Source organism: Streptomyces sp. iso_384 (genome assembly GCF_056172905.1).
In genome coordinates this window covers 6,802,745-6,828,732 of record NZ_JBWBTT010000001.1, presented here as the reverse complement: position 1 = coordinate 6,828,732, position 25,988 = coordinate 6,802,745, and the positions used below count along the sequence as shown (strand labels likewise).

Below are 25,988 nucleotides of genomic sequence, written 5' to 3'. Positions count from 1 at the left end.
CCTGACCTGCGGTCAGGGCCCGTTGTCAGTGGCATGGTGCACGGTGGAACCAGATCAGGTCGACCGATCTGGAGGGGGACCCATGACCGTGCCCGAAACCACCGCGGCCATCGAGCCGGAGGCGGGCGCCGAGGCGCTCCGCCCGCACGCCGAGGACGCGTTCGCCGACGAGCTGAAGGCGCTGGCGGCCGCCGACGACCGCCCGAGGCCCGCCCGTTGGCGGCTGTCGCCCTGGGCCGTCGCCACCTATCTGCAGGGCGGCGCCCTCCCGGACGGGACGGTGATCACGCCCAAGTACGTGGGCCCGCGCCGCCTGGTCGAGGTGGCCGTGACCACGCTCGCCACCGACCGGGCACTGCTCCTGCTCGGCGTTCCCGGTACGGCCAAGACCTGGGTGTCCGAGCACCTCGCCGCCGCCGTCAGCGGTGACTCGACGCTGCTCGTGCAGGGCACCGCCGGGACGCCCGAGGAGGCCGTGCGCTACGGGTGGAACTACGCCCAGCTGCTCGCCCACGGCCCCAGCCGCGAGGCCCTGGTGCCCAGTCCGCTGATGCGCGCGATGTCCGAGGGCATGACCGCCCGGGTCGAGGAGCTGACCCGTATCCCCGCTGATGTGCAGGACTCGCTCATCACGATCCTGTCCGAGAAGACGCTCCCCGTGCCCGAGCTGGGCCAGGAGGTCCAGGCCGTCCGCGGGTTCAACCTCATCGCCACGGCCAACGACCGGGACCGCGGCGTCAACGAGCTGTCCAGCGCGCTGCGCCGCCGGTTCAACACCGTCGTGCTGCCGCTGCCCGCCACTCCGGAGGCCGAGGTCGACATCGTCTCCCGGCGCGTCGACCAGATCGGCCGCTCGCTCGACCTGCCGGCCGCGCCGGAGGGCCTGGCCGAGATCCGGCGCGTGGTCACGGTCTTCCGCGAACTGCGCGACGGGGTGACCACCGACGGGCGCACCAAGCTCAAGTCGCCCTCCGGCACGCTCTCCACCGCGGAGGCGATCTCCGTCGTCACCAACGGCCTCGCCCTCGCGGCCCACTTCGGCGACGGCATCCTGCGCCCCGGCGATGTGGCGGCCGGCATCCTCGGCGCGGTCGTCCGGGACCCTGCGGCGGACCGGGTGGTCTGGCAGGAGTATCTGGAGACCGTGGTCCGCGAACGGGACGGCTGGAAGGACTTCTACCGCGCCTGCCGCGAGGTATCCGCATGACGGGCCCCGCCACGACCGGGGCGGCTTTTCCGGGTTCCCGCGCGGCCGTCGGGCCCTGGCTCCTCGGGGTGCGGCATCACGGTCCCGGGTCCGCCCGCGCGGTCCTCGCCGCGCTCGCGGCGGCCCGCCCGGCCGCCGTCCTCATCGAGGGCCCGCCCGAGGGCGACGCGCTGCTCCCGCTCGCCGCAGACCCGCAGATGCGTCCTCCCGTCGCGCTGCTCGCACACGCCGTGGACGATCCGGGGCGGGCCTCCTTCTGGCCGATGGCCGCGTTCTCGCCGGAGTGGGTGGCCATCCGCTGGGCCCTCGACCACGACGTCCCGGTCCGCTTCGTCGACCTGCCCGCCGCCCACTCCCTCGCCCTCGAGGGACCCGCGCCGGGGGAGCGGGCGGCGGACGAGGCCACACCGGTCGTCGACCCGATCCGGGTGCTCGCCGAGACCGCCGGATACGACGACCCCGAGCGCTGGTGGGAGGACGTCGTCGAGCACCGCTCACCGGGCGGGGGAGCACCCGCCGGAGGAGCACCCGCCGGAGGAACGGCCGCCGGAGGAACGCCCGCCGGAGGAACGGCCACCGGGGGAACACCCGTCGGCGGAACGCCCGGTGACGCGCTCGCGCCGTTCGTCGCGCTGGCGGAGGCCATGAGCGCTCTCCGCGAGGCGTACGGCGACGGCGGGCAGCCCCGGGACGCGGTGCGCGAGGCGTACATGCGGATCCAGCTGCGCACCGCGCGCAAGGAGTTCGGTGACGGCGTCGCCGTCGTCTGCGGCGCCTGGCACGTGCCCGCGCTCGCCGCGCGGACCACCCTCGCCGCCGACCGCGCCCTGCTCAAGGGCCTCCCGAAGGTCAGGACCGACCTCACCTGGGTGCCGTGGACCCACCGCCGGCTCGGCCGGCACAGCGGATACGGCGCCGGGATCGACTCACCCGGCTGGTACGGGCACCTCTTCGACGCGGCCGACCGCCCCATCGAGCGCTGGATGACCAAGGTCGCCGGACTGCTGCGCGCGGAGGACCGGTTCGTCTCCACCGCCCATGTCATCGAGGCCGTCCGGCTCGCCGAGACCCTCGCCGCCCTGCGGGGCCGCCCGCTGGCGGGGCTCGGCGAGACGACCGACGCGGTACGGGCCGTCATGTGCGAGGGGTCCGACGTCCCGCTCGCCCTCGTCCGGGACCGGCTGATCGTCGGCGAGACCCTCGGAGAGGTGCCGGACACCGCCCCGGCCGTCCCGCTGCAACGGGACCTGACCCGCAGCCAGCGCACCCTGCGGCTCAAGCCGGAGGCGTCGGAACGCGAGCTGGACCTCGATCTGCGCAAGGAGACCGACGCCGCCCGCAGCCGCCTCCTGCACCGGCTGTGTCTCCTCGACATCGGCTGGGGCGACCCGGTCGCGGGGCGGGGCAGCACCGGCACCTTCCGGGAGAGCTGGCGGCTGAGCTGGGAGCCGGAACTGCACGTCCGGGTCGCGGAGGCGGGCGTATGGGGCACCACCGTGCTCACCGCCGCCACCGCGAAGGCCGAGTCGGGGGCCGTGGCGGCGACCGCGCTGGCCGACGTCACCGCACTCGCCGAACACTGCCTCCTGGCCGGGCTGCCCGACGCGCTGCCCGTCGTGATGAAGGCCCTCGCCGACCGGGCCGCCCTCGACGCGGACGTCGGCCACCTCGCGGACGCGCTCCCCGCCCTGGCCCGCTCCCTGCGGTACGGGGACGTGCGCGCCACGGACACGGCGGCGCTCGCCGAGGTCGCCGCCGGACTCGCCGAGCGGATCTGCGTCGGCCTGCCGCCCGCCTGCACCGGCCTCGACGCCGACGGGGCCGAGGCGCTGCGCCGTCAGATGGAGGCCGTGCACGGCGCGATCGGGCTGCTCCTCGCCGGACCGGCTCCCGCCGAAGGGCTGCGGGAGCGCTGGGACGCCGTCCTGCACAAGCTGGCGGCCCGGGACGCGGTCGCCGGGATCATCCGGGGCCGGGCCACCCGGCTCCTCCTGGACGAAGGACGGCTCGCGGAGGACGAGGCGGCCCGGCTGATGGCCCTGGCGCTCTCGCCCGGCACCCCGCCCGCCGACGCCGCCGCCTGGATCGAGGGGTTCGTCGGCGGTGCGTCGGGCGGCGGCATGCTGCTGGTCCACGACGAGCGGCTGCTCGGCCTCGTCGACGCCTGGCTGACCGGCGTCCCCGCCGAGATGTTCACCGATGTGCTGCCGTTGCTGCGCCGCACGTTCTCCGCGTACGAACCGGGCGTCCGGCGCACCCTGGGCGAGCTGGTGCGGCGCGGTCCCGCCCCCGAAGGCGCCCGCAGGGACGACGCCGGCCGGGCGCCCGGAGGCTTCGGACCCGGTCTCGACGAGTCCAGGGCCGACGCGGTGGAGCCGGTGCTGCGCCTGCTGCTCGGCCGCACACCCGAGCCCACGGAGGCGGCCGTATGACGACGACCGGGAGGACGGACCCGATGGCGGAGACGACACAGCCGCCCGACGCCGAACGGCTGCGGCGCTGGCGGATGGTGCTCGGCGCGGACAGCGCCGACAGCACCGGACACGCCCTCACCGGCCAGGACGCCGCGATGGACGGTGCGCTGAACGCGCTGTACGGAGGCGGCGCGGGCAAGAAGCCCGGCGGCCGTGGCACCGGTGGCCGTACGGCGGGGCTCGGCGCGTCCGCGCCCTCCGTCGCCCGCTGGCTCGGCGACATCCGGACCTACTTCCCCAGCTCCGTGGTCCAGGTCATGCAGCGCGACGCGATCGACCGGCTCGGCCTGGCGGCCCTGCTCCTGGAGCCGGAGATGCTGGAGGCGGTCGAGGCGGACGTCCACCTCGTCGGCACCCTGCTCTCGCTCAACAAGGCGATGCCCGAGACGACGAAGGAGACCGCACGCACCGTCGTCCGCAAGGTCGTCGAGGACCTGGAGATGCGCCTGGAGAGCCGCACCAGGGCCACCCTCACCGGCGCCCTGGACCGCTCGGCGCGGATCAGCCGGCCGCGCCACCGCGACATCGACTGGAACCGCACCATCCGCGCCAACCTCGCCAACTACCTCCCCGTGCCGGGAAGTACGGAGGAGAGGGGCACGATCGTTCCCGAGCGCCTCATCGGCTACGGGCGCGCCTCCCGGTCCGCGAAGAAGGACATCGTCCTGTGCATCGACCAGTCGGGCTCGATGGCCGCGTCGGTCGTCCACGCCTCCGTCTTCGGCGCGGTGCTCGCCTCCATGCGCACTCTGTCGACCCGGCTCGTGGTCTTCGACACGGCGGTCGTCGACCTCACGGACCAGCTCGACGACCCGGTCGACGTCCTCTTCGGCACCCAGCTCGGCGGCGGCACCGACATCAACCGGGCGCTCGCCTACTGTCAGTCGAGAATCACCCGCCCCGCGGACACCGTCGTCGTCCTCATCAGCGACCTCTACGAGGGCGGCATACGCGACGAGATGCTCAAACGGGTCGCCGCGATGAAGGAATCCGGCGTGCAGTTCGTGACCCTGCTCGCCCTCTCCGACGAGGGCGCACCCGCCTACGACCACGAGCACGCGGCGGCGCTCGGGGCGCTGGGCGCACCCGCGTTCGCCTGTACGCCGGACCTCTTCCCGGACGTCATGGCGGCGGCGATCGAGAAGAGGCCACTGCCCATACCGGACAAGGAGACCCAACAGTAACCAGGGACTTGCGTGACCCCCACGGGCTCGTGCAAGCATCGACCCGTCGGTCGCGGAGGGCCGCATTCCGCCGTCCGCGTACCAGGGAGGAGCCACCGAGGTGACCACGACCACCGCTGCCCGCGCAGCCGTCGACCCGCGCCCGGCGCGGGGTCCGGCGGGGCGTCGCGCGGTACGGGTGGGGCTGTTGGTGGTGTTCCTCGGTGGACTGCTGGCCCTGGGGATCCTCGCGGGCGGACGCGCGGAGGCGCAGGAGCGCCCGGACCCGGGCCCGCTCACGTCCTCCGTCGCCGACGCCGTGCCGGACGCCGTGCCGGATGTCGTGCCGCAGGGCGCTGCCCCTAAGTCCGCCGCCCGTAAGGCAGCCGAGCCCCCGGCTCGGCCGGTCGCCGAACGGTCCGACGAGCCGGCGATGGAGCCGACCGCCGAGCCGGTCCTCGAACCGGCCACCAAGCCGGTGGTCGAGCCCGCCGTCGACCCGGCGGCCACAGCGGCCGATCGGGCCGCGGAGCAGACCGCGCGGCAACAGGCGGCAGCACAGCACGGACAGCAGGCCGTACGGGAGTCCACCGCGCCCGCCCGAGTCCGCGATGCCGTGGGAGCGGGAGACGCGGGAGACGCCGTGGAGCGGGTCGCCGGGGAGGTGCGGCCGCTGGTGCCGGACCTGCCGGGGCTTCCCCCGCTCCTCTCCGTGCTGCCCGTGCCCGGCGGTGGACCGGACACACCCGGTGCTCCGTCACCTTCCGTGCCGGGCACCGGCCGTGGCGCCGAGGACGGCACCACGAATCCGGGCGACGCCCCGGCGGACACCTCCGACGGCTCCGCCGAACGCGAGGCCGGCCGGAGCATCCGGGAACCGTTCTCCGCCCCGGCGACCCCGGCCGTTGCGGACGGGTCCGGTACGCCGGGCGCCGGGCACGTACAGAGCCCCGCGCCCACACCGGCGCAGGACCGGGCACCGTTCGACCCCTGCGGCGACCTCGCGCGTACGGCGACGGCCGATGTCCAGGGGCCGCGCGGCGGCGACCTGCACGCGGTCCCGGCCCCGGGCGGTCCGCACGCCGCGCTCGTCCGGGGCGCCGGCCTCCCGGCGACCGCCGCCCCGATACCCGACAGATCCGGCGAGATCCTCGAATTCCCCGGCTAGGGCAGGCCGTTCCCCGCCTCGACCTGCCGCGCGGGGGCGGAACAGGTCTGCCCGCGTCCGGACTTCTCCGGACTGCCGAACACCTTCGAAGGATCTGACACACCCATGCACAAGAACATGCGCCGATCCATAGCCATCGCCGCCACCGCCACCGGAATGTGGGCGCTCGGCACCGCCGCGGCGAGCGCGGACGAACTGCCCGTCTCCGTACCGCTCTCCACCCCGGACCTGGCGGCCGAGGCCCCCGACGCGACGGAGGTCGTCGAGGGCGTCGAGGACACGGCGGCCGTCAAGGACGTCACCGACGCCAAGGTCATCGAGGACGCGAAGGCCGTCACCGATGTCAAGGACGCCGAGGCGCTCAAGGACGTCAGGGGCATCGACGCCGCCGACGGAGTCAAGGACACGCTGACGGAGGCCGGGAGCGAGGCCGCCGGTGCGACCGACGTACGGGACCGCCTTCCGTCCCAGGTGCGCGCGCCGCAGGCCCCGGAGGTTCCGGACCTCGGTGACGTACCGCAGGTGCCCGAGAACGTGCGCGTCCCCCAGGTGCCCGCAGCGCCGGCCGACGAGATCGACTACCTCTTCGGGCCGATCGAGCAGATCCCCGGCCACGCGCAGAACCAGGCTCCGGCGGCCGTCCAGGGCGCGCCGGCCGAGGCCGGGCCCGTGGTCGGGCAGACGTCCGACTCCGTCCTGCCGCCGCTCGCCGCCGGTGCGGTCGATGCCGCACTGCCGGTCGTCGGACAGGCGGTCGGCGACGCCGGCACGCTCGCCCGGGGTGTCCTCGGTGAGGTCGGACCGTTCGCCCAGGGGGTCGTCGGCGACGCCGCCGTGCCCTTCGCGCAGGGCGTCACGACCGAGGTCCAGCCGCCGGCGTCCGGTGTCACGGGTGCGGCGGTGCCGTTCGCCGGGGGCGTCGCGTCCGACGTCCGGCCGCTGGCGGAGGGGCTGACCGGTGACGCGGTCGCACCGTTCGCCCAGGGCGTCACCACCCGGGTGCAGCCGCTGGCCGAGGGCGTCGGGCAGCAGGCCCGGCCGTTCGCGGGCGGGCTGGCGGAGACGCTCCGCGAGGACGCCCGCCCCGCCGTCGGCCACGCGGCCACCGGCGCCCAGGGCGTCACCTCGGTCACCCCGTCCTGCGTGACGGACGCGCTGCCCGCGCTGTAAGGACACCGCAGGGCGCGGTGCAAGCAGGAACACGATTCACCGCACCGAAGTACGCGGCCCAGGGGGACCCGGGCCGGGTGTTCCGGCTCCCGCCCCGTCTCCGCACAGCCTCTTCGAGGGCCCCCTCCGGCTCCCGGCTCACCCCGGCCGGGAGCCGGAGGGGCCACCCTCTGTGACCGTTATCACCGCTCAGGTGTGATCTGCGATTTAGGGTCACACGGGGCTCGGGGATAACCTGCCGGATGGACATGCCGCGTACTCGGACACCGTGTACGCCTCCCTAGTGACAGCGCAGTCACGTTGCCCTTCGCGGCACGCCCACGCAGAAGAACGAACCGCGATACCACTAAAAGGGACGGACGCGCGTGGACCTGTTCGAGTACCAGGCGAGGGACCTCTTCGCCAAGCACGGTGTACCGGTGCTGGCCGGTGAAGTCATCGACACGCCTGAGGCAGCCCGCGAGGCGACCGAGAAGCTGGGCGGCAAGTCTGTCGTCAAGGCGCAGGTGAAGGTCGGCGGCCGCGGCAAGGCCGGCGGTGTCAAGCTGGCCGCCGACGCCGACGAGGCGGTCGCCCGGGCGACCGACATTCTCGGGATGGACATCAAGGGCCACACGGTCCACAAGGTGATGATCGCCGAGCTGTCCCCGGAGATCGAGGCGGAGTACTACGTCTCGTACCTCCTCGACCGCACCAACCGCACCTTCCTGGCCATGGCCTCGGTGCAGGGCGGCATGGACATCGAGGAGGTCGCGGAGAAGACCCCCGAGGCCCTCGCGAAGGTCCCGGTCGACTCCAACTCGGGCGTCGACATCGTCAAGGCCCGCGAGATCGTGGCCCAGGCGAAGTTCCCGGCCGACGTGGCCGAGGGTGTCGCCGAGGCCCTGGTGACCCTGTGGAAGACCTTCGTCGCCGAGGACGCGCTCCTCGTCGAGGTCAACCCGCTGGTGAAGACCAAGGACGGCCGCATCCTGGCGCTGGACGGCAAGGTCTCGCTCGACGAGAACGCCGACTTCCGCCAGCCGGATCACGAGGCCCTCGAGGACAAGGCCGCAGCCAACCCGCTCGAGGCTGCCGCCAAGGCCAAGAACCTCAACTACGTCAAGCTGGACGGCGAGGTCGGCATCATCGGCAACGGCGCCGGCCTGGTCATGTCGACCCTGGACGTCGTCGCGTACGCCGGTGAGAACCACGGCAACGTGAAGCCCGCCAACTTCCTCGACATCGGTGGCGGCGCCTCCGCCGAGGTCATGGCGAACGGCCTGGAGATCATCCTCGGCGACCCGGACGTCAAGTCCGTCTTCGTCAACGTCTTCGGTGGCATCACCGCGTGCGACGAGGTCGCCAACGGCATCGTGCAGGCGCTCGCGCTGCTCGAGTCCAAGGGCGAGAAGGTCGAGAAGCCGCTGGTCGTGCGTCTCGACGGCAACAACGCGGAGCTCGGTCGCAAGATCCTCTCCGACGCCAACCACCCGCTCGTGCAGCGCGTGGACACCATGGACGGCGCGGCCGACAAGGCCGCCGAGCTCGCCGCGGCTGCGAAGTAAGGACGAGGGACTCCACACCATGGCTATCTTCCTCACCAAGGACAGCAAGGTCATCGTCCAGGGGATGACCGGCGCCACGGGCATGAAGCACACCAAGCTCATGCTGGCCGACGGCACCAACATCGTCGGTGGCGTGAACCCGCGCAAGGCGGGCACGTCCGTCGACTTCGACGGCACCGAGGTACCGGTCTTCGGCTCCGTCGCCGAGGCGATCGAGAAGACGGGCGCCAACGTCTCCGTCCTCTTCGTGCCGCCGGCGTTCTCCAAGGCCGCGGTCGTCGAGGCGATCGACGCCGAGATCCCGCTCGCGGTCGTCATCACCGAGGGCATCGCCGTTCACGACTCCGCCGCGTTCTGGGCGTACGCGAACGAGAAGGGCAACAAGACCCGGATCATCGGCCCGAACTGCCCCGGTCTCATCACCCCGGGCCAGTCCAACGCCGGCATCATCCCGGGCGACATCACCAAGCCCGGCCGCATCGGTCTCGTGTCCAAGTCCGGCACGCTGACCTACCAGATGATGTACGAGCTCCGTGACATCGGCTTCTCCTCCGCCGTCGGCATCGGTGGCGACCCGGTCATCGGTACGACGCACATCGACGCCCTCGCGGCGTTCGAGGCGGACCCCGACACCGACCTCATCGTGATGATCGGCGAGATCGGCGGCGACGCCGAGGAGCGTGCCGCCGACTTCATCAAGGCGAACGTCACCAAGCCGGTCGTCGGCTACGTCGCGGGCTTCACCGCCCCGGAGGGCAAGACCATGGGCCACGCCGGCGCCATCGTCTCCGGCTCCTCGGGCACCGCCCAGGCGAAGAAGGAGGCCCTGGAGGCCGCCGGCGTCAAGGTCGGCAAGACGCCGACCGAGACCGCCAAGCTGGCGCGCGAGATCCTCGGCGCCTGACGCAGGCCGCGCAGACGCGCGTACGCGTACGAACGGCGCGGGCCCGCACCCCCTTTTCACTCAGGGGTGCGGGCCCGCGCCGTTTCCGGCACCTGTACGCCGGTATCACCGCGGTTGCGGAACCAGCCGCTCCGGACCGTGCGCCAGCTGCTGGCTCAGCGACTTCTGCAGCTTCAGATCCTGCGCGGTGAGCTTCTGCGGACCACCGCGCGGTGGTACGCCCCCGACCCGTTCGGCGGGGGAGATCGGCGGCTCGTAGTGGGTGGGCGCGGTGTGCAGGGTCAGCCCGGTCACCGCGATGAGCAGGGCGACGCCCGAGATGGCGGCCCGGGTCCACAGCCTGGCCTTGTTCTCGCTGCCGGTGCGCACGGCACGGGCGGGCTGCGGTACGGGTACGTGCTCCGCGCGGGCGAGGCCGTCGAGCCGGTCGTGCAGCAGGGCCGACTGTTCGGCGGGCGATGCGGTGGTCATCAGTTCGGGAAGCCGCTCGGCGACGGCGGCGCGGGCGGTCATCAGCCGGCCCGCCGCCGCCGGGGTGCTGGCCTCCGTCTCGGCCGCCGTCTCCGGCAGATCCAGGCCGACCCCGTCGTACAGGAGCAGGGTGCGCCGGTAGGCCGGGGGCAGGTCGAGCAGGGCGTCGAACAGCGCGCGCTTGCCCGGCTCCGTGGGCGGGGCGTCGGGGTGCCGGTGCGTGCGGCGCAGCCGGTGCCAGGGGGACATGGCGTACTCGTACGCCGCCGCGCGCACCCAGCCGGCCGGGTCGCGGTCGACGGCGACCTCGGGCCAGCGCTGCCAGGCCAGTTCGAAGGCGCGCTCGACGGACTCGCGGGCCAGGGCGCGGCGGCCGGTCAACAGGTAGGTCTGCCGGACGAGGCCGGGGGCGGTGCGGGCGTACAGCTCGTCGAACGCCTCGGCGGGCGAGAGAGGCCGCTCACCGGTCGCTCTCGCCCGGGCCTCGGCCTCGGCGTCCGCGCCCGCCGCTTCGGCCGGGGGCTGGGCCGGGGCCTCCGGGGCGGCTTCAACGATTGCCGCCGGAGCCGCCGGAGCCGCTGGAGCCGCTGGAGCTGCTGGAGCCGCTGGAGCTGCTGGAGCTGCTGGAGCCGTCGGAGCCGCCGAAGCCGTCGGAGCCGCCGAAGCCGAGGCGGTCGGAGCCGGGGCGGTCGTGGGTGCCGGGGGCGCTGCCGCCACCGGGGGTGCTGCCGGTTCGGGGGCGATCAGCTTCGCGTACAGCGCGCGCTTGCGTCCGCGCGGGCTCGTGCGCCCCGTCTCCCAGGAGCGCACGGTGGCGCGCGTGACACCGACCGCCGCCGCCACCTGATCCTCGCTCAGCGATTTCGCCTCGCGCAGTCTGCGGCGCTCCTTGGGGGAGGGCAGCGGTGGCGCGGCGGCCTCGTCGGTCGTGCTCCGGGTCATGGACGGCCCCCGGCAGCGCCGCACTGGGTGAAAAAGTACATAAACGTATATTGAGCGACACGGCGGCTCTTCGCGCGTTACGCGGGATCAGCGCGTGTCGTTGGGAGCATGGGCCGCGTGACCCAAATGACGCAACGCAGCCCGAAGGTGACGGCCGAGCGGAACCGCACCCTCGACCTGGCCTCCGCCCTGGTGCGGGGCGCCGTCGCCGCCGGGCTCGGCCTCGGGTCGCTGACGGTACTGGTCATGGTGGTGTGGATCAGCTCCCCGTACCCGGACAGCGGGCCGGGCGGGGCGCTGCGCGCGGCCGCCGGGGTGTGGCTGCTGGCCCACGGTGCCGGACTCGTACGCCCCGACACCCTGAGCGGCGTTCCCGCCCCCGTCGGCATGGTGCCGCTGCTGCTCGTGCTGGGCCCGGTCTGGCTGACGCACCGTGCGGCGCGCGACGCGGCGGAGCAGGAGGAGGGGCGGCCCAGGCCTTCGCAGGCGGGCGCGTTCTGCGCGGTGACCGCCAGCTATCTGCTGGTCGTGGCGGGTGCGGCGGCCTACGCCCGGGGCGGTTCGCTGCGCGCGGACCCGGACACGCTGGTGTTCCCGGTGGCGCTGGTGGTGGCCGGTGCGGCGGCGGCCGGGGTGTGGACGGCGGCCGGGCGGCCGTTCGGTCCGCTGCCGTCCTGGTCGCCCCTGGCGCTTCAGGAGGCGTTCGCGCGGACGCTCTTCCGCAACCGGGCCGGGACGGCGTGCCGTTCGGCCGCGGTGGGCGTGACGGTGCTGCTCGGCGGCGGTGCGCTGCTGGTCGCGGTGGCGCTCGGCCGGAACGCGACGGTGGCCCAGAACGACTTTCTGGCGCTCGCGGGTGACTGGTCGGGCCGGTTCGCCGTGCTGCTGCTGGCCGCCGCACTCGTGCCGAACGCCGCGCTGTGGGGTGCCGCGTACGGGCTCGGGCCCGGCTTCTCGCTCGGTACGGAAGCCACCGTCACCCCGCTGGGCCTCGACGGCACCCCGGCGGTACCCCACTTCCCGCTGCTGGCGGCCGTGCCGGACCAGGGTCCCGGCACCCTGCTGAACGGGGCGGCCCTGGCGGTGCCGGTGGCGGCCGCGCTCGCGGTCGCCTGGTTCACCGTACGCAGGGCGGCCCCGGCCGACGCGCCGCGCGCGCAGGCGTGGAGCCCGCGCGAGACGGTGCTGGTCACCCTGCTCGCCGCGCTGGGCTGCGGCCTGGCGACGGCACTGCTCACGGCGGTGGCCGGCGGCCCGCTGGGCACCGGGGTGCTGAGCGCGTTCGGCCCGGTGTGGTGGCTGACCGGTCCGGCGGCACTGGCGTGGACCGCGGTCGTCGGCGTACCGGCGGCCCTGCTGCTGCGGCTGTGGCGGCTGCGCACGCCAGGCTGGGCCTGGCGCAGGGACGTGGGCACGGAGGACAGGGGCCCGGACGCGGACGGGGACGTGGCGGAGGTGGAGGAGCCCTCGGGGACGGCGGCCCAGGAGGAGGTCGCGGGGCGTCCGCGCCGCTGGTGGGCGCGGTGGCGTGGGCGGGTCGGGGCGGTGGACGAGGAGGAGGGCGAGGCCGCCGACGCGCGGCCGGGCCGTTCCGTGAACCCGGCCGCCGCAACGGATGCCGCTCCAGGCGCTGTTCCGGCCCCCGGCCCGGCGCCCGGATCGGCCTCCGGCGCACTGCCGGGCGGGGCGGCGGGCCGGGAGGACGCGGGGTTCGAGCCGTACGACTTCCTGCCGACCGACCCCTGGCACGGGAAAGACCTCAGGGAGGCCCGGTGGGCCTCCCTGAAGCGGGGCTCCGGCGGCCTGATGGCCGACTTCCCCGCCGATCTCGCCGCCGACCGCCGCACGGACCGCCCCACGGCGGAGCCGGACGGCCCCGGCGCTACTCCTTGACGCCGAAGAGCGGCTCCAGCGGCTTCGGCAGCTGGTCGTTGCAGGCCAGCGCGGCCGTCTTGGTCAGGGCGTCGTTCACGCAGGTGTAGTAGTCGCGGTAGACGAGCTGCACGGTGTACGTCGTGGCCACGATGAGCAGCGCCAGCAGGGCGGCCACCAGGCCGCCGACGGCCGCCGTGGTCTGCTGCCTGCCGCTGATGCTCTGTGCGGTGGCGAGGGGCGAGGCGGGCGAGGGCCCGGTGGGCGCGGTCCCGGAGCCACCGTCCACCGTGGCGCCTGCGCCTGCGCCTGCGCCTGTGCCCGTCCCGGAGCCGAGACCGGACCCGGTCCCGGGAGCGTCCCCGGCCGTCCCCGTACGGTCCGTCGCGGAGGTGTTCCTCAGCGGGGTGCGGAGCGCGCTGATCGCCCAGTACGTCGAGAGCGCGCCCAGCAGCAGAGCGATCTCGGTGAAGTCGAACAGGGCGAAGAAGAGGGCCCAGATACCGCCGAGCACCGCGTAGCGGGCGCGCCGCTGTGCGGGGTCGGTGGGGTCCCAGCGCAGTCCGCCCGGACCGCCGCGGTCGGCTCCGCCCCGGCCGGGTCCGCCGGAGCCGTTCCCGCCGGGGCGGCCGCCGAAGCCGCCGTCGCCCCGGCCGGGCTGCTTGTTGCTCCACTGGCTGCCCCAGGCCGGGCGGTCGCCGGAGGAGCCGTCGCCGTTCCCGTCGGAGCCGCTGTTCCCGTTCGAGCCGTCGGACCCGTTCGAGCCGTCGGATCCGTTCGACGCCGAGGGGTGGCGCGGCTGCCACGGCTGGTCCGGTCGGTCCGCGGGCGGCGCGGCGAACGGGTTGTCCTCCTGCGGCTTCCCGGCGGAGCCGCCGGCCGGGGAGGAGTCCGGGGCGGAGGAGTCCGGCGAAGAGGACCGGCGTTCCCGCATCAGCAGAGGGGAGCGCTCGGGCAGGGGGAGGCGGAAGGCGGTGCGACGGCGTCGGTCCGGCATGTGGTGAACGTCTTCCCCATCTCGTCATGTCCGCCCGAAGGACGGTTCGTCCGCCCGGTGGACGGCTCGCTGTCCCCTGACGCTACCTCCCGGTCACGCCCCCGTCCCGTGGGGGCTGTCGGGTGTGCCGGTATCGTTGCTGACGGTCGGCCCGTTCGTAGGGTTCCCCGTATCGGGCGAAGCGATACTTTCGTACGACCCTACAAAGAGCGCATCGAGCATGCCGCACCCGCGTCACCCGTGCGGCCATCACGTGAGAAAGGGCCCCGACGTGGCCTCCCCGCCTTCCTCCGCCGTTCCCGCCCGGCTGGTCGTGCTGGTCTCCGGATCAGGTACGAATCTTCAGGCGCTCCTCGACGCCATCGGCGACGACCCCGAGGGGTACGGGGCGCGGATCGTCGCGGTCGGCGCGGACCGCGACAGGGCGGGCGGCCTGGAGCGTGCCGAGCGGGCCGGAATCCCCACGTTCGTGTGCAAGGTCAAGGACCACGCGACGCGGGCGGAGTGGGACGCGGCGCTCGCCGCCGCCGTCGCGGAGCACCGCCCGGACCTCGTCGTCTCCGCCGGTTTCATGAAGATCGTCGGCCCGGCGTTCCTCGCCGCGTTCGGCGGCCGGTTCATCAACACCCATCCCGCCCTGCTGCCCAGCTTTCCCGGTGCCCACGGAGTCCGTGACGCGCTCGCGTACGGCGTGAAGGTCACCGGGTGCACCGTCCACTTCGTCGACGACGGCGTCGACACCGGTCCGATCATCGCGCAGGGCGTGGTCGAGGTGACCGAGGAGGACACCCCGGAGGGCGAAGCCGCTCTCCACGAACGCATCAAGGAAGTCGAGCGCTCACTGCTCGTCGAGGCCGTGGGGCGGATCGCCCGTGACGGCTGTCGCATTGAGGGACGAAAGGTTCATCTCGGTCATGTCGGTGAATAAGCCCATCCGCCGCGCCCTGGTCAGTGTCTACGACAAGACGGGGCTCGAAGACCTCGCCCGCGGTCTGCACGAGGCGGGCGTCGAACTCGTCTCCACCGGCTCCACCGCCGGGCGGATCGCCGCCGCCGGAGTGCCGGTCACCAAGGTCGAGGAGCTCACCGGCTTCCCCGAATGCCTGGACGGCCGCGTCAAGACGCTGCACCCCCGCGTCCACGCCGGCATCCTCGCCGACCTCCGCCTGGACGCCCACCGCGAGCAGCTCGCCGAGCTGGGCGTCGAGCCCTTCGACCTGGTCGTGGTGAACCTCTACCCGTTCAAGGAGACCGTCGCCTCGGGCGCCTCCGACGACGAGTGCGTCGAGCAGATCGACATCGGCGGCCCCTCGATGGTCCGCGCCGCCGCCAAGAACCACCCGTCCGTGGCCGTCGTCACCAGCCCCGAGCGGTACGCCGACGTCCTCGCCGCCGTCAAGGGCGGCGGCTTCGACCTCACCGCCCGCAAGCGGCTCGCCGCCGAGGCCTTCCAGCACACCGCCGCCTACGACGTGGCCGTCGCCTCCTGGTTCGCCGACGACTACGCGGCCGCCGACGACTCGGGCCTCCCGGAGTTCCTGGGCGACACCTTCGCCCGCAAGAACGTCCTGCGCTACGGCGAGAACCCGCACCAGCCCGCCGCGCTCTACACCTCCGGCGACGGCGGCCTCGCCGAGGCCGAGCAGCTGCACGGCAAGGAGATGTCCTACAACAACTACACGGACACCGACGCCGCCCGCCGCGCCGCCTACGATCACGCCGAGCCCTGCGTCGCGATCATCAAGCACGCCAACCCGTGCGGCATCGCCATCGCCGACGACGTCGCGACCGCGCACCGCAACGCGCACGCCTGCGACCCGCTCTCCGCGTTCGGCGGCGTCATCGCCGTCAACCGCCCGGTGACCGTCGAGCTGGCCGAGCAGGTCGCGGAGATCTTCACCGAGGTCATCGTCGCCCCGGCCTACGAGGACGGCGCCGTCGAGGTGCTGGCCCGCAAGAAGAACATCCGCGTGCTGCGCGCCCCCGACGCCCCGGCCGCCGCGTTCGAGGTCAAGCCGATCGACGGCGGTGCGCTGCTCCAGGTCGCCGACCGCCTCCAGGCCGACGGCGACGACCCGGCCAACTGGACGCTCGCCACCGGCGAGGCGCTCTCCGAGGCCGAGCTGAAGGAGCTGGCCTTCGCCTGGAAGGCCTGCCGCGCGGTCAAGTCCAACGCGATCCTGCTCGCCAAGGACGGCGCCTCGGTCGGCGTCGGCATGGGCCAGGTCAACCGCGTCGACTCCGCGAAGCTCGCCGTCGAGCGGGCGGGCGCGGAGCGGGCGGCCGGTTCGTACGCCGCGTCCGACGCCTTCTTCCCCTTCCCCGACGGCCTGGAGATCCTCACGGCCGCCGGTGTCAAGGCCGTCGTCCAGCCCGGCGGATCCGTCCGCGACGAGCTGGTGGCCGAGGCCGCGAAGAAGGCGGGCGTGACCATGTACCTCACGGGCACGCGCCACTTCTTCCACTGACCGGACCCGCGTTCACCGGCGGCCGCACCCCGACCCCGGGGTGCGGCCGCCGCCGTGTCCGTCGTACGGAACGCGCTCGCCGCTCTGTTCTAATGACACGGCCGTATCCGATGAACGGCCGTGGAAATCCCTAGCGGGGGCAGTCACCGTGCTTGAGCTGAACAAGAGTGGAACGGACCGGCCGGGACCGGGCCGCCTGCCCGCCCAGGGGCCGGGGCCGGACGCCCGTCCGGCCGACGAGGCGCCGCGTACGGGCGACACCGCCGCCGAACGCGTACCCCTGCGCCCGTACCTCATCGCCGGCGCCGTCCTGTGCGCGCTCTACTTCCTCTACTCGTACTTCCAGTACAGCCGCTTCGGCTCGCCCTCCTGGGACCTCGGGATCTTCGAGCAGGAAGTCAGGGCGTACGCCGGGTTCGACGCGCCGGTCGTCGACATCAAGGGCCCCGGCTATCTGATCCTCGGCGACCACTTCTCCCCGATCGTGGCGCTGCTGGCCCCGCTCTACTGGCTCTGGCCGTCGGCCGAGGCCCTGCTCTTCGCCCAGGCCGCGCTGTTCGCGCTGGGCGCGGTCATCGTCGGCCGCACCACGCAGCAGCTCCTCGGCGGACGCTCCGGGCTCTGCGTCACCGTCGCGTACGGGCTCTCCTGGGGCATCCAGGAAGCGGTGAAGGCCGACTTCCACGAGATCGCCTTCGCCGTGCCGCTGCTGGCCCTCGTCTGCCGGGCGCTGCTCCTGAAGCGGTACACGGCCGCGCTCCTGTGGTCGCTCCCGCTGGTCCTGGTCAAGGAGGACCTCGGCGCGACCGTCGCCGTCGTCGGCTTCCTGCTCTTCGTGTACGGCCGCCGCCTCCAGGGCGCGCTGCTCGCCGCCTTCGGGGTCGCGGCCTTCGTGGTCACCCTCATGGTCCTCATCCCGGCGGCCAGCAGCGCGGGGACGTACGACTACTGGCAGAAGATCGACAAGAACGGCGAGCAGGACGTCTCGATGCTGGACTCCGTCCTCGGCGTCCTCAACTCCTCCGTCAAGATCGAGATGCTGGTCTTCCTCATCGGCATCACCGCGTTCATGGCGCTGCGTTCACCGCTGACGCTGCTGATCGTCCCCACGCTCGGCTGGCGGCTGCTCTCGCAGGACAGCAACCACTGGGGCATGGTCTGGCACTACAGCGCGATCCTCATGCCGGTGCTCTTCCTCGCGCTGGCCGACGGCGTCCGCCGCAGCCGCGACTCGCGGCGGCCCTGGCTCGCCTCGTACGCGAAGGTCGCCGTACCCGTCGCGGCCGCGATCGCCGTCGCGATGACCCAGCATCTGCCGCTGCGCGATCTGCTGCGCCCGGAGACCTACCGCACCGACGACGCCCGCAGCCAGGCGGCCCGGGCGGCGCTGGACGCCATCCCGGCCGGGTCGCGGGTCGAGACGGACATCACGCTGATGGCCCACCTCACCTCCGACCGCACCGTCTACTGGGTCGGCGGAGCCCCGGGCACCGCACCCGACATCGTCGCCATCAACCTGGACTTCGGCTGGTCCCGCCCGATCCAGGACCCGGTGGCGTACGCCGAGCAGCTGCACCCGGAGGCGCGCTACCGGCTCAAGCACCGGGGCGGCAGCTTCGTGGTGATGGAGCGCACGACGCCGGAACCGGAAGACATCCCGGGCGTCCGCAAGGACTGAACGCCGGGTACGGACGAAGGCCGCACCCGGCAACCGGGTGCGGCCTTCGTCCGTACGGGGTGCTGCGGCGGGTCAGTTGGCCTTGACGACCACGGACGAGCAGACCTTGTCCGCGAACGTCTGCTTCTTCTCGTCCCAGAGCGGCCACAGCCAGCCGATGTAGCATGCGAGGCTGTCCAGGAAGTGGGCCAGCCGGCGCACGAAGGCCATGCCGAAGCCCAGCGGACGGCCGTCGGCCTCGCGCAGCAGGCGGATGCCCACGGCCTTCTTGCCGATCGTCTGGCCGGTGGTGCCCTCCTGGTACAGCTGCCAGATGGCGAGACCGATCAGCGCCACGAAGCCGAGCAGGGCGAAGACCGCACCCCCGGAGTCGCCCATGGCGCCGCCGATGCCGCCGAGGAGGAGGTAGGGGACACCGACGACGAGGCCGTCGATGAGCAGCCCGCCCGCCCGCAGACCCCAGTGGGCCAGCTCCGGCATGCCGCCGCCGTAGCCGGGCTGCTGGCCGCCGTAACCCGGCTGCTGCGGGTAGGCCCCGTACGGCTGGCCGGGCTGCTGGGGGTAGCCGTAGCCCTGCTGCGGGACGCCCTGCGGAGCCTGCTGCGGGTAGCCGTAGCCGGGCTGCCCCTGCGGCTGGCCCTGGGGCGGCTGGCCGGGCTGCTGCCCGTACGGGTTGTTCGGGTCGCCGAAGCTCATAAGGGGTGTTCCTTCAACAGACGTGTGGGGACGAGATGGCCACACGGAGGAAGGACATCGATCAGCGGCCCGCCCCCCGTACAACCGCGGCCTTCATCGTTATGAGCGGAACCCGCGTTTGTCCAGTCAGGGGCCCCGGACGTTGTGCAAGTGCAATCTCCGGTACGGGGGTGGCACCGGCAATTGGTATGCGGGCGGGGTCATCCGCGAGGATGGGCCCATGACTGCCCAGATTCTCGATGGCAAGGCCACCGCTGCCGCGATCAAATCCGATCTGACCGTCCGTGTGGCGGCCCTCAAGGCCCAGGGGATCACTCCCGGCCTCGGAACCCTGCTCGTCGGGGACGACCCGGGCAGCCGGTGGTACGTCAACGGCAAGCACCGTGACTGCGCCCAGGTCGGCATCGGCTCCATCCAGCGCGAACTTCCCGACACCGCCACGCAGGAGGAGATCGAGGACGTCGTCCGGGAGCTCAACGCCAACCCCGAGTGCACCGGTTACATCGTCCAGCTGCCGCTGCCCAAGGGCATCGACACCAACCGGGTCCTGGAGCTGATGGACCCGGCGAAGGACGCCGACGGGCTGCACCCGATGAGCCTCGGCCGTCTCGTCCTCAACGAGACCGGCCCGCTGCCCTGCACCCCGCAGGGTGTCGTCCAGCTGCTGCGTGCGCACGGCGTGGAGATCAACGGGGCGCACGTCGTGGTCGTCGGACGCGGTGTCACCATCGGCCGGTCGATCCCGCTGCTGCTGACCCGTAAGACGGAGAACGCCACGGTGACCCAGTGCCACACCGGCACCCGGGACCTCTCCTCGCACCTGCGCCAGGCCGACATCATCGTCGCCGCCGCCGGGGTGCAGCACCTGATCAGGCCGGAGGACGTCAAGCCGGGCGCGGCCGTGCTCGACGTCGGCGTCAGCCGGGACGCGGACGGCAAGATCGTCGGCGATGTGCACCCGGGGGTCCGCGAGGTGGCCGCCTGGGTCGCCCCGAACCCCGGTGGCGTCGGCCCGATGACCCGTGCACAGCTGCTGGTCAACGTGGTCGAGGCGGCCGAGCGGGCCGCGTCCGAGGCCGCCGACGCCGCCGCCGCGGGCTGACCGCCCGGATCCGGAGGGAACCCCATGGGTGCTGGTACGAGTCCGGCCGACCCGGCCCCCGCCGACCGGGCGGCGGACGGGCCGGGCGAACCGGACGGGCAGGGCGGGGCCGGCGGATCCGCCGGTTCCGGAGCGTCGGACCCGGCCACGGACGAGGCTTCGGGCAGGGCCACGGTCACGGATGCGGCCGCCGACGGGACCGCGGGCAAGGCCGCCACGGCCGACGCCGTGGTCGCCGGGCGGCCCCGCCGGTCGCGGCGGTTCCCCCGGTTCACCCGGGACACCGCCCGCCCCGAGGGCGGCGGCCGGGCGGCGTCCGGCGACGCGCCCGCCCCGGCCCGGCAGTGGCCCCTGCTCACCGTGCTCTGCGCGGCGGGCCTCGGCCTGCTGATCGTGGTCCTGGACCCGTTCGACCAGGCGTTCCGCGTCGGCACCATCCTGATCGGCGGCGCGCTGATCGGCGGTGCCGTGCTGCGCTGGGTGGTGCCGTCGGTCGGGATGCTGGCCGTACGTTCCCGGTTCACCGACCTGGTCACGTACGGGCTGATGGGCACGCTGATCGTGCTGCTCGCGCTGGTCGCCCAGCCCGAGCCGTGGCTGGACGTCCCGATCCTGGAGGACGCGGTCCGCTTCACGATCCGCTAGGGCATGTCCGGCGGATCGGCCCGGAGCGCCGGACCGTGGTGCCCGTCCCCACCCCCGAGGGGGGACGGACACCACGGCGGAACGGGGCCACCGGGCAAGAAGCCCCGGTATGCGGCGAGAGGGGAGGCCTTGCCCCGTCCGGACTCCAGCGTCATGGACATGAAAGGCCGGAACAAGCGCTCACTGTGGCCTGTGGCACGGAAGTGACCATTCCGGCACGGTGTGATCGCCGCGCAACGATGGCAGACTGTCACGGCACACAGAGCGGCACGGAGCAAGCAGGCAGAGCAGTGGCCGGAACAGTGATCGGGGCGCGTAAAGATGCGTACCCCGTCCCGAATGCTCCCGTGCGCCCCCTCGTCAGGAACTGACACCCTGGTCCCGCGCATCCTCGTGGGTAGTCCGGTTGACGGTCCGGAACGGACGGACAGCGGACGGACCGGGGGGCGCGGGTCGGGGGACCCGGCGCAGCGGGGTACAGCAAGCACGTCCGGGGGACATGAGGGGGGAAACGCGATGCCTCGTTGGAAGGCACTGCCCGAAGAGCTCGACCCGCAGATCAGGGAGTTCGCCAGCCAGCTGCGCCGGCTCGTCGACCGCAGCGGACTGAACATCAACGCGGTGGCCGACCGCACGGGTTACAGCAAGACGTCCTGGGAGCGGTATCTCAACGGGCGGCTGCTCGCCCCGCGCGGGGCCGTCGTGGCGCTCGCCGAGGTGACAGGCACCCCGCAGCACCACCTCACGACCATGTGGGAGCTGGCGGAGCGGGCCTGGAGCCGGGCCGAGATGCGTCACGACATGACGATGGAGGCCATCCGCATCACGCAGGCCCGGGCCGCGCTCGGCGAGCTGGGCCCGACGGCTTCCGGCGCCCCCGACGCTCCCGGAGGCGGCCGGTCCGGCCGGTCCTCCACCGGGGGCCGGCACAGCGCGTCCGGATCCGGCGCGCGGGTTCCCGCAGCGGGGGGCCCGGCCGGTACGGACGCCCCGCCCCGCGACGCCTACGGCAAGGACCCGTACGGCAGCGGGGCCTACGTGCCCGGCGACGACGACACGCGCCGGCTCACCGTCCCCACCCAGCGCGGCACCGCCCCGCACCCCGCCCGCCACCAGGACCGGCCGTACGACGGCGGGCCGCAGGCCGGGCGGCGACCGGAGCGGAACACGGCGGAGAACGGCGACGGAGGCTCCGGCCGGAATCGGGGCGGCACCGGACCGGGCAAGGCGCCCGGCGGCCGCCGGAAGGGCGCCATGCTCGCCGTCGGAGCCGTCGGCGCTCTGATCGTCGTGGTCGGCGCGGTGCTGCTCGCCCCGGGCGGCGACGAGGCCGCCAAGGCCACCCCGCCCCCGTCGGCGGCCCCCACCACGGCCGCTCCCGAGCTGCCCGTGGGCGTCGAGTGCAGCGGTGCCGACTGCACGGGGCAGGACCCCGAGGCGATGGGCTGCGGCGGCGAGTTCGCCCGTACGGTGGCCAGCGCCGTGGTCGGCGGCAGCAAGGTCGAGGTCCGCTACAGCAAGGTCTGCTCCGCCGCCTGGGCCCGTCTCACCGAGGCGGCGATCGGCGACACCGTGCAGATCACCGGGGCCGCGGATCCCCAGAACGGCGAGGTCATGGGGGACACCGACGCGTACACCCCGATGGTCGCGGTGAAGAAGGCGTCCGACGCGAAGGCCTGCGCGACGCTCACCTCCGGCACGAAGGGGTGCACCGGCCCGGGCGAGTGACACGGGCCCGGGCCGCCGCACGGTCGCACGCATCGCCCGCGCGTGCGGTGCGTGACCGGTTGTGTGCGGTGCCACAGGGGGCCGGGCGGTCCGGCCCGGCCGGGTCCGATAGCCTGACCGCTGGATATCTCTTCACGTCAAGATTGGTCGTCAGGCCGGGCCGGGCGGAAGAGGTGTCCAGCACCAGGGTCCTGCACCAGGGCCTGTCGTCAAACTGCCGTCGTCGCCCGGCAGGCGGCATTTTGACGGCAGGCCCTGGGGGCCGGGACCCCCACCGCCAGCTGTCTAAACGGAGACCGCCATGACCCGCACTCCCGTGAATGTCACCGTGACCGGCGCAGCCGGCCAGATCGGCTACGCGCTGCTCTTCCGCATCGCCTCCGGCCACCTGCTCGGCCCGGACGTGCCGGTCAACCTGCGCCTCCTGGAGATCCCGCAGGGCCTCAAGGCCGCCGAGGGCACCGCCATGGAGCTCGACGACTGCGCCTTCCCGCTGCTGCGCGGCATCGAGATCACCGACGACCCGAACGTCGGCTTCGCCGGTGCGAACGTCGCCCTGCTCGTCGGCGCCCGCCCGCGTACCAAGGGCATGGAGCGCGGCGACCTGCTCGCCGCCAACGGCGGCATCTTCAAGCCGCAGGGCAAGGCCATCAACGACCACGCCGCGGACGACATCAAGGTCCTCGTCGTCGGCAACCCGGCCAACACCAACGCGCTCATCGCGCAGGCCGCCGCCCCGGACGTACCGGCCGAGCGCTTCACCGCGATGACCCGCCTGGACCACAACCGCGCGATCTCGCAGCTGGCCGCCAAGACCGGCGCCGCCGTCTCCGACATCAAGAAGCTGACGATCTGGGGCAACCACTCGGCCACCCAGTACCCGGACATCTTCCACGCGGAGATCGCCGGCAAGAACGCCGCCGAGGTCGTCAGCGACGAGGTGTGGCTGGCCGACACCTTCATCCCGACCGTCGCCAAGCGCGGCGCCGCGATCATCGAGGCCCGTGGCGCGTCCTCCGCCGCCTCGGCCGCCAACGCCGCCATCGACCACGTGCACACCTGGGTCAACGGCACCGCCGCCGGCGACTGGACCTCGATGGGTATCCCGTCGGACGGCTCCTACGGTGTCCCCGAGGGCATCATCTCCTCCTTCCCGGTCACCACGAAGGACGGGAAGTACGAGATCGTCCAGGGCCTGGACATCAACGAGTTCTCCCGTGCGCGCATCGACGCGTCGGTCAAGGAGCTCACCGAGGAGCGCGACGCGGTCCGCGAGCTCGGCCTCATCTGATCCGCACCCCGCACCACACCGGACGCCCCCGGCAGCCTGAGCTGCCGGGGGCGTCCGGCGTCCGGTCTCCGCGCGGGCGGGGTCAGCTCTTGTGGTCGCCGGGCGTGTAGTGGCCCGGGGCCAGCCGGCCGGTGACGCCGAAGCGGTTCCAGGCGTTGATCACGGTGATGGCCGCGATCAACTGGGCCAGCTCGGTCTCCTCGAAGTGCTCGGCGGCCTTCGCGTACACCTCGTCCGGGACGAAGCCGTCGGTCAGGACGGTGACCGCCTCGGTCAGAGCGAGCGCCGCCAGCTCCTTCTCGGTGTAGAAGTGCTGCGACTCCTCCCAGGCGCTGAGCTGCACGATCCGCTCGGCGGACTCGCCCGCCGCGAGCGCGTCCTTGCTGTGCATGTCCAGGCAGAACGCGCACCGGTTGAGCTGCGAGGCCCGGATCTTCACCAGCTCCACCAGGACCGGGTCCAGGCCCTTCCGGGCGGCGATGTCGAGCCGGATCATCGCCTTGTAGACGTCGGGGAGGAGCTGGGAGACGGAGATCCGGGCCGGGTGCTCGGGGGCGAGGTCGGCGGGGGCGTGGTGGTGTGCGTGCGTCGAGGTCATGAGGACGACGCTACGGTCCCGATGGCACCCCGGTATGGTCCATTGCCATGACGGATTCCTGGGCCACTTTCGGCGCGGACCTGCATCTGGAACCGGTCGGCCAGGGGCTCCGCAGCGGGCTGATGGAGGCGCTGCGGGAGGCGGTGCGCACCGGCCGGCTGACGCCCGGCACCCGGCTGCCGTCCTCCCGGGTGCTCGCCGCCGACCTGGGCGTCGCCCGCAACACGGTCGCCGACGCCTACGCCGAACTGGTCGCCGAGGGCTGGCTCACCGCCCGCCAGGGCTCGGGCACCCGGGTCGCGCGGCGGTCCGCGCCGCGCCGGACGGCCCCGGCGGCGGCCCCCGCCAGGCCGGCGCGGTCCGGAGCCGGGTACAACCTGAAGCCCGGCTCGCCTGACCTGTCGGCCTTTCCGCGCACCGCCTGGCTCAGGGCCGCCCGCAAGGCGCTCACCGCCGCCCCCGACGAGGCCTTCGGCTACGGCGATCCGCACGGCCGCGTCGAACTGCGCACGGTGCTGGCCGAGTATCTGGCGCGGGCGCGCGGGGTGTACGCCGACCCGGAGCGCATCGTGATCTGCTCCGGCTTCGCGCACGGGCTGTCGCTGCTGGGCCGGGTGCTGCGCAGCCGCCGGATCCGGGACGTCGCCGTCGAGTCGTACGGCCTCGACCTGCATAGAGACCTCCTCACCGAGGCCGGGCTGCGCACCCCGTGCCTGCCGCAGGACGAGCACGGGTCGCGCACCGGTGAGCTGGCCGCGATGCGCGGCGCGGGAGCGGTGCTGCTGACCCCGGCGCACCAGTTCCCCACCGGCGTACCGCTGCACCCGGACCGGCGGGCCGCCGCCGTCGACTGGGCCCGGTCCACCGGGGGGCTGATCCTGGAGGACGACTACGACGGGGAGTTCCGGTACGACCGTCAGCCGGTCGGCGCGCTCCAGGGCCTCGACCCGGAGCGGGTCGTCCATCTCGGCACCGCCAGCAAGTCGCTGGCCCCGGCGCTGCGGCTGGGCTGGATGGTGCTGCCCCGGAGCCTGGTGGGGGAGGTGGTGGCGGCGAAGGGCGTGTCCGAGTGGATGTCCGGCTCGCCCGACCAGCTGACCCTCGCGGAGTTCATCGCCTCGGGGGCGTACGACCGGCATGTGCGCTCCATGCGGCTGCGCTACCGCCGCCGCCGCGACCAGCTCGTCGCGGCGCTCGCGGAGCGCGCGCCGGGCATCGAGGTCAGCGGGATCGCGGCCGGGCTGCACGCGGTCCTCGAACTCCCGGCGGGCGCCGAGCGTTCGGTGATCCAGGCGGCGGCGTTCCAGGGCCTGGCGCTGGACGGCCTCGCGCGCTACCGGCACCCGGACGCCCCGGCCGCCCGCGACGCCCTGGTGATCGGCTACGGCTCACCGTCCGAGAGCGCCTGGGCGGGCGCGCTGGACGCCCTGTGCCGGGTGCTGCCGTAAGCAGGCGGCTTCCGAACCCGCCCCCCGGTTAACTAATCTGACAAGAGGTCCGGTGGCGGAACAGGAAGAAGGCGGCCGGATCCGATCGCGTACCACGGGGGAGAACCGCATATGTCCGGACGAAGGCTGAGGTCGAGCACGGTCGTGCTCGGCGGCATGGGGCTGCTCGCCCTGACGATCACATCCTGCGGCTCGGAGCCGGACCGGCGCTGCGCCGACCGGACCACCCGCGAGACCCTGCCCAGTTACGAGTGCCGGGGCGGCAGCGGCGGCTCGGGCGGTTCCGGCGGCGGCCGGGGCTCGTACTACTACGGTGGCAGCACCAGCAGCTACGACGGCAAGGTGCAGGGCGGCAGCTTCGACAAGTCCGCGGTCGACCGCGGCGGCTTCGGCTGCTCCACGTCCGGCGGGGGCTGAGC

Annotated in this window: 21 protein-coding genes; 17 read left to right on the top strand and 4 right to left on the bottom strand. The window is 73.5% G+C overall.

The window, feature by feature from the left end; genetic code table 11:
* The first annotated feature begins 82 nt into the window (after nt 1-82).
* From AC0VY3_RS30525 to sucD, 7 genes are all read left to right on the top strand, one after another.
* Nucleotides 83-1,207 (top strand): ATP-binding protein, encoded by a 1,125-nt coding sequence (locus tag AC0VY3_RS30525; protein WP_475551068.1) that lies wholly within the window; start codon nt 83-85, stop codon nt 1,205-1,207.
* The gene (locus tag AC0VY3_RS30520; RefSeq protein ID WP_103507285.1) at nt 1,204-3,639 is read left to right on the top strand and encodes a DUF5682 family protein; all 2,436 of its coding nucleotides are present in this window, start codon (nt 1,204-1,206) and stop codon (nt 3,637-3,639) included. Before AC0VY3_RS30525 ends, AC0VY3_RS30520 begins: the two co-directional genes overlap by 4 nt.
* On the top strand, nt 3,636-4,865 hold the full coding sequence (locus tag AC0VY3_RS30515; protein ID WP_103507286.1) for a VWA domain-containing protein: 1,230 nt from the start codon (nt 3,636-3,638) through the stop codon (nt 4,863-4,865). The genes AC0VY3_RS30520 and AC0VY3_RS30515 overlap by 4 nt, the downstream gene beginning before the upstream one ends.
* Nucleotides 4,866-4,965: 100 nt before the next feature.
* Nucleotides 4,966-6,012 (top strand): hypothetical protein, encoded by a 1,047-nt coding sequence (locus AC0VY3_RS30510; protein WP_475551067.1) that lies wholly within the window; start codon nt 4,966-4,968, stop codon nt 6,010-6,012.
* Between the two features lie 105 nt (nt 6,013-6,117).
* The gene (locus tag AC0VY3_RS30505; protein WP_475551066.1) at nt 6,118-7,182 is read left to right on the top strand and encodes a hypothetical protein; all 1,065 of its coding nucleotides are present in this window, start codon (nt 6,118-6,120) and stop codon (nt 7,180-7,182) included.
* Between the two features lie 365 nt (nt 7,183-7,547).
* Nucleotides 7,548-8,729 carry an ADP-forming succinate--CoA ligase subunit beta gene (gene sucC / locus AC0VY3_RS30500; protein WP_103507289.1) on the top strand — a complete coding sequence of 394 codons (1,182 nt, stop codon included), beginning with the start codon at nt 7,548-7,550 and terminating at the stop codon, nt 8,727-8,729.
* Nucleotides 8,730-8,748: 19 nt separating this feature from the next.
* Nucleotides 8,749-9,633, top strand: coding sequence for a succinate--CoA ligase subunit alpha (sucD, locus tag AC0VY3_RS30495; protein WP_103507290.1), 885 nt, complete (start codon nt 8,749-8,751; stop codon nt 9,631-9,633).
* Between the two features lie 105 nt (nt 9,634-9,738).
* Here the strand turns inward: sucD and AC0VY3_RS30490 are convergent, their stop codons facing one another.
* Nucleotides 9,739-11,046 (bottom strand): helix-turn-helix domain-containing protein, encoded by a 1,308-nt coding sequence (locus tag AC0VY3_RS30490; RefSeq protein ID WP_475551065.1) that lies wholly within the window; start codon nt 11,044-11,046, stop codon nt 9,739-9,741.
* Nucleotides 11,047-11,172: 126 nt separating this feature from the next.
* On the opposite strand from AC0VY3_RS30490, the gene AC0VY3_RS30485 reads away from it, so the two are divergent.
* On the top strand, nt 11,173-12,939 hold the full coding sequence (locus tag AC0VY3_RS30485) for a cell division protein PerM (protein ID WP_475551761.1): 1,767 nt from the start codon (nt 11,173-11,175) through the stop codon (nt 12,937-12,939).
* On the opposite strand, the gene AC0VY3_RS30480 is transcribed toward AC0VY3_RS30485, so the two are convergent.
* The gene (locus AC0VY3_RS30480; protein WP_475551064.1) at nt 12,929-13,915 is read right to left on the bottom strand and encodes a hypothetical protein; all 987 of its coding nucleotides are present in this window, start codon (nt 13,913-13,915) and stop codon (nt 12,929-12,931) included. The two genes, AC0VY3_RS30485 and AC0VY3_RS30480, sit on opposite strands and share 11 nt — an antisense overlap.
* Nucleotides 13,916-14,186: 271 nt before the next feature.
* Between AC0VY3_RS30480 and purN the strand changes: the two genes are divergently transcribed.
* From purN to AC0VY3_RS30465, 3 genes are all read left to right on the top strand, one after another.
* Nucleotides 14,187-14,843, top strand: a complete 657-nt coding sequence (gene purN / locus AC0VY3_RS30475) for a phosphoribosylglycinamide formyltransferase (protein WP_242741444.1) — start codon at nt 14,187-14,189, stop codon at nt 14,841-14,843.
* Nucleotides 14,830-16,383, top strand: coding sequence for a bifunctional phosphoribosylaminoimidazolecarboxamide formyltransferase/IMP cyclohydrolase (gene purH / locus AC0VY3_RS30470; RefSeq protein WP_475551063.1), 1,554 nt, complete (start codon nt 14,830-14,832; stop codon nt 16,381-16,383). The genes purN and purH overlap by 14 nt, the downstream gene beginning before the upstream one ends.
* Nucleotides 16,384-16,531: 148 nt before the next feature.
* Nucleotides 16,532-18,061, top strand: coding sequence for a DUF2079 domain-containing protein (locus AC0VY3_RS30465; protein ID WP_475551062.1), 1,530 nt, complete (start codon nt 16,532-16,534; stop codon nt 18,059-18,061).
* A 72-nt stretch (nt 18,062-18,133) separates the two neighbouring features.
* Here AC0VY3_RS30465 and AC0VY3_RS30460 read toward each other — a convergent pair whose 3' ends face one another.
* A complete protein-coding gene (locus AC0VY3_RS30460) occupies nt 18,134-18,757 on the bottom strand; it encodes an RDD family protein (protein ID WP_103509501.1) in 624 nt (207 codons plus the stop codon).
* Nucleotides 18,758-18,977: 220 nt separating this feature from the next.
* Here AC0VY3_RS30460 and AC0VY3_RS30455 point away from each other — a divergent pair, with 220 nt between their 5' ends.
* The 4 genes from AC0VY3_RS30455 to AC0VY3_RS30440 all read left to right on the top strand — a co-directional run bounded on the left by AC0VY3_RS30455 (nt 18,978) and on the right by AC0VY3_RS30440 (nt 23,523).
* Nucleotides 18,978-19,859 (top strand): bifunctional methylenetetrahydrofolate dehydrogenase/methenyltetrahydrofolate cyclohydrolase, encoded by an 882-nt coding sequence (locus AC0VY3_RS30455; protein ID WP_475551061.1) that lies wholly within the window; start codon nt 18,978-18,980, stop codon nt 19,857-19,859.
* 24 nt (nt 19,860-19,883) lie between these two features.
* Nucleotides 19,884-20,504, top strand: coding sequence for a DUF3017 domain-containing protein (locus tag AC0VY3_RS30450; RefSeq protein WP_475551060.1), 621 nt, complete (start codon nt 19,884-19,886; stop codon nt 20,502-20,504).
* A gap of 516 nt (nt 20,505-21,020) precedes the next feature.
* Nucleotides 21,021-22,232: an XRE family transcriptional regulator gene (locus tag AC0VY3_RS30445; protein ID WP_475551059.1), complete on the top strand. Its 1,212-nt coding sequence runs from the start codon at nt 21,021-21,023 to the stop codon at nt 22,230-22,232.
* Nucleotides 22,233-22,533: 301 nt separating this feature from the next.
* Complete coding sequence (locus tag AC0VY3_RS30440) at nt 22,534-23,523, top strand: malate dehydrogenase (protein ID WP_475551058.1); 990 nt, start codon at nt 22,534-22,536, stop codon at nt 23,521-23,523.
* 82 nt (nt 23,524-23,605) lie between these two features.
* On the opposite strand, the gene AC0VY3_RS30435 is transcribed toward AC0VY3_RS30440, so the two are convergent.
* Nucleotides 23,606-24,121, bottom strand: coding sequence for a carboxymuconolactone decarboxylase family protein (locus AC0VY3_RS30435; RefSeq protein WP_103508177.1), 516 nt, complete (start codon nt 24,119-24,121; stop codon nt 23,606-23,608).
* A 47-nt stretch (nt 24,122-24,168) separates the two neighbouring features.
* Between AC0VY3_RS30435 and pdxR the strand changes: the two genes are divergently transcribed.
* Nucleotides 24,169-25,569, top strand: a complete 1,401-nt coding sequence (pdxR, locus tag AC0VY3_RS30430; protein ID WP_475551057.1) for a MocR-like pyridoxine biosynthesis transcription factor PdxR — start codon at nt 24,169-24,171, stop codon at nt 25,567-25,569.
* Between the two features lie 111 nt (nt 25,570-25,680).
* Entirely contained in the window at nt 25,681-25,986 is a 306-nt protein-coding gene (locus tag AC0VY3_RS30425) for a hypothetical protein (protein ID WP_242741436.1), read from the top strand.
* Nucleotides 25,987-25,988 lie beyond the last annotated feature (2 nt).

Coding starts and splice junctions, on each gene's coding strand:
- AC0VY3_RS30525 (WP_475551068.1), top strand. CDS start 83: ATGACCGTGCCCGAAACCACCGCGGCCATCGAGCCGGAGGCGGGCGCC.
- AC0VY3_RS30520 (WP_103507285.1), top strand. CDS start 1,204: ATGACGGGCCCCGCCACGACCGGGGCGGCTTTTCCGGGTTCCCGCGCG.
- AC0VY3_RS30515 (WP_103507286.1), top strand. CDS start 3,636: ATGACGACGACCGGGAGGACGGACCCGATGGCGGAGACGACACAGCCG.
- AC0VY3_RS30505 (WP_475551066.1), top strand. CDS start 6,118: ATGCACAAGAACATGCGCCGATCCATAGCCATCGCCGCCACCGCCACC.
- sucD (WP_103507290.1), top strand. CDS start 8,749: ATGGCTATCTTCCTCACCAAGGACAGCAAGGTCATCGTCCAGGGGATG.
- AC0VY3_RS30490 (WP_475551065.1), bottom strand. CDS start 11,046: ATGACCCGGAGCACGACCGACGAGGCCGCCGCGCCACCGCTGCCCTCC.
- AC0VY3_RS30485 (WP_475551761.1), top strand. CDS start 11,173: ATGACGCAACGCAGCCCGAAGGTGACGGCCGAGCGGAACCGCACCCTC.
- AC0VY3_RS30480 (WP_475551064.1), bottom strand. CDS start 13,915: ATGCCGGACCGACGCCGTCGCACCGCCTTCCGCCTCCCCCTGCCCGAG.
- purH (WP_475551063.1), top strand. CDS start 14,830: ATGTCGGTGAATAAGCCCATCCGCCGCGCCCTGGTCAGTGTCTACGAC.
- AC0VY3_RS30460 (WP_103509501.1), bottom strand. CDS start 18,757: ATGAGCTTCGGCGACCCGAACAACCCGTACGGGCAGCAGCCCGGCCAG.
- AC0VY3_RS30455 (WP_475551061.1), top strand. CDS start 18,978: ATGACTGCCCAGATTCTCGATGGCAAGGCCACCGCTGCCGCGATCAAA.
- AC0VY3_RS30450 (WP_475551060.1), top strand. CDS start 19,884: ATGGGTGCTGGTACGAGTCCGGCCGACCCGGCCCCCGCCGACCGGGCG.
- AC0VY3_RS30445 (WP_475551059.1), top strand. CDS start 21,021: ATGCCTCGTTGGAAGGCACTGCCCGAAGAGCTCGACCCGCAGATCAGG.
- AC0VY3_RS30440 (WP_475551058.1), top strand. CDS start 22,534: ATGACCCGCACTCCCGTGAATGTCACCGTGACCGGCGCAGCCGGCCAG.
- AC0VY3_RS30435 (WP_103508177.1), bottom strand. CDS start 24,121: ATGACCTCGACGCACGCACACCACCACGCCCCCGCCGACCTCGCCCCC.
- pdxR (WP_475551057.1), top strand. CDS start 24,169: ATGACGGATTCCTGGGCCACTTTCGGCGCGGACCTGCATCTGGAACCG.
- AC0VY3_RS30425 (WP_242741436.1), top strand. CDS start 25,681: ATGTCCGGACGAAGGCTGAGGTCGAGCACGGTCGTGCTCGGCGGCATG.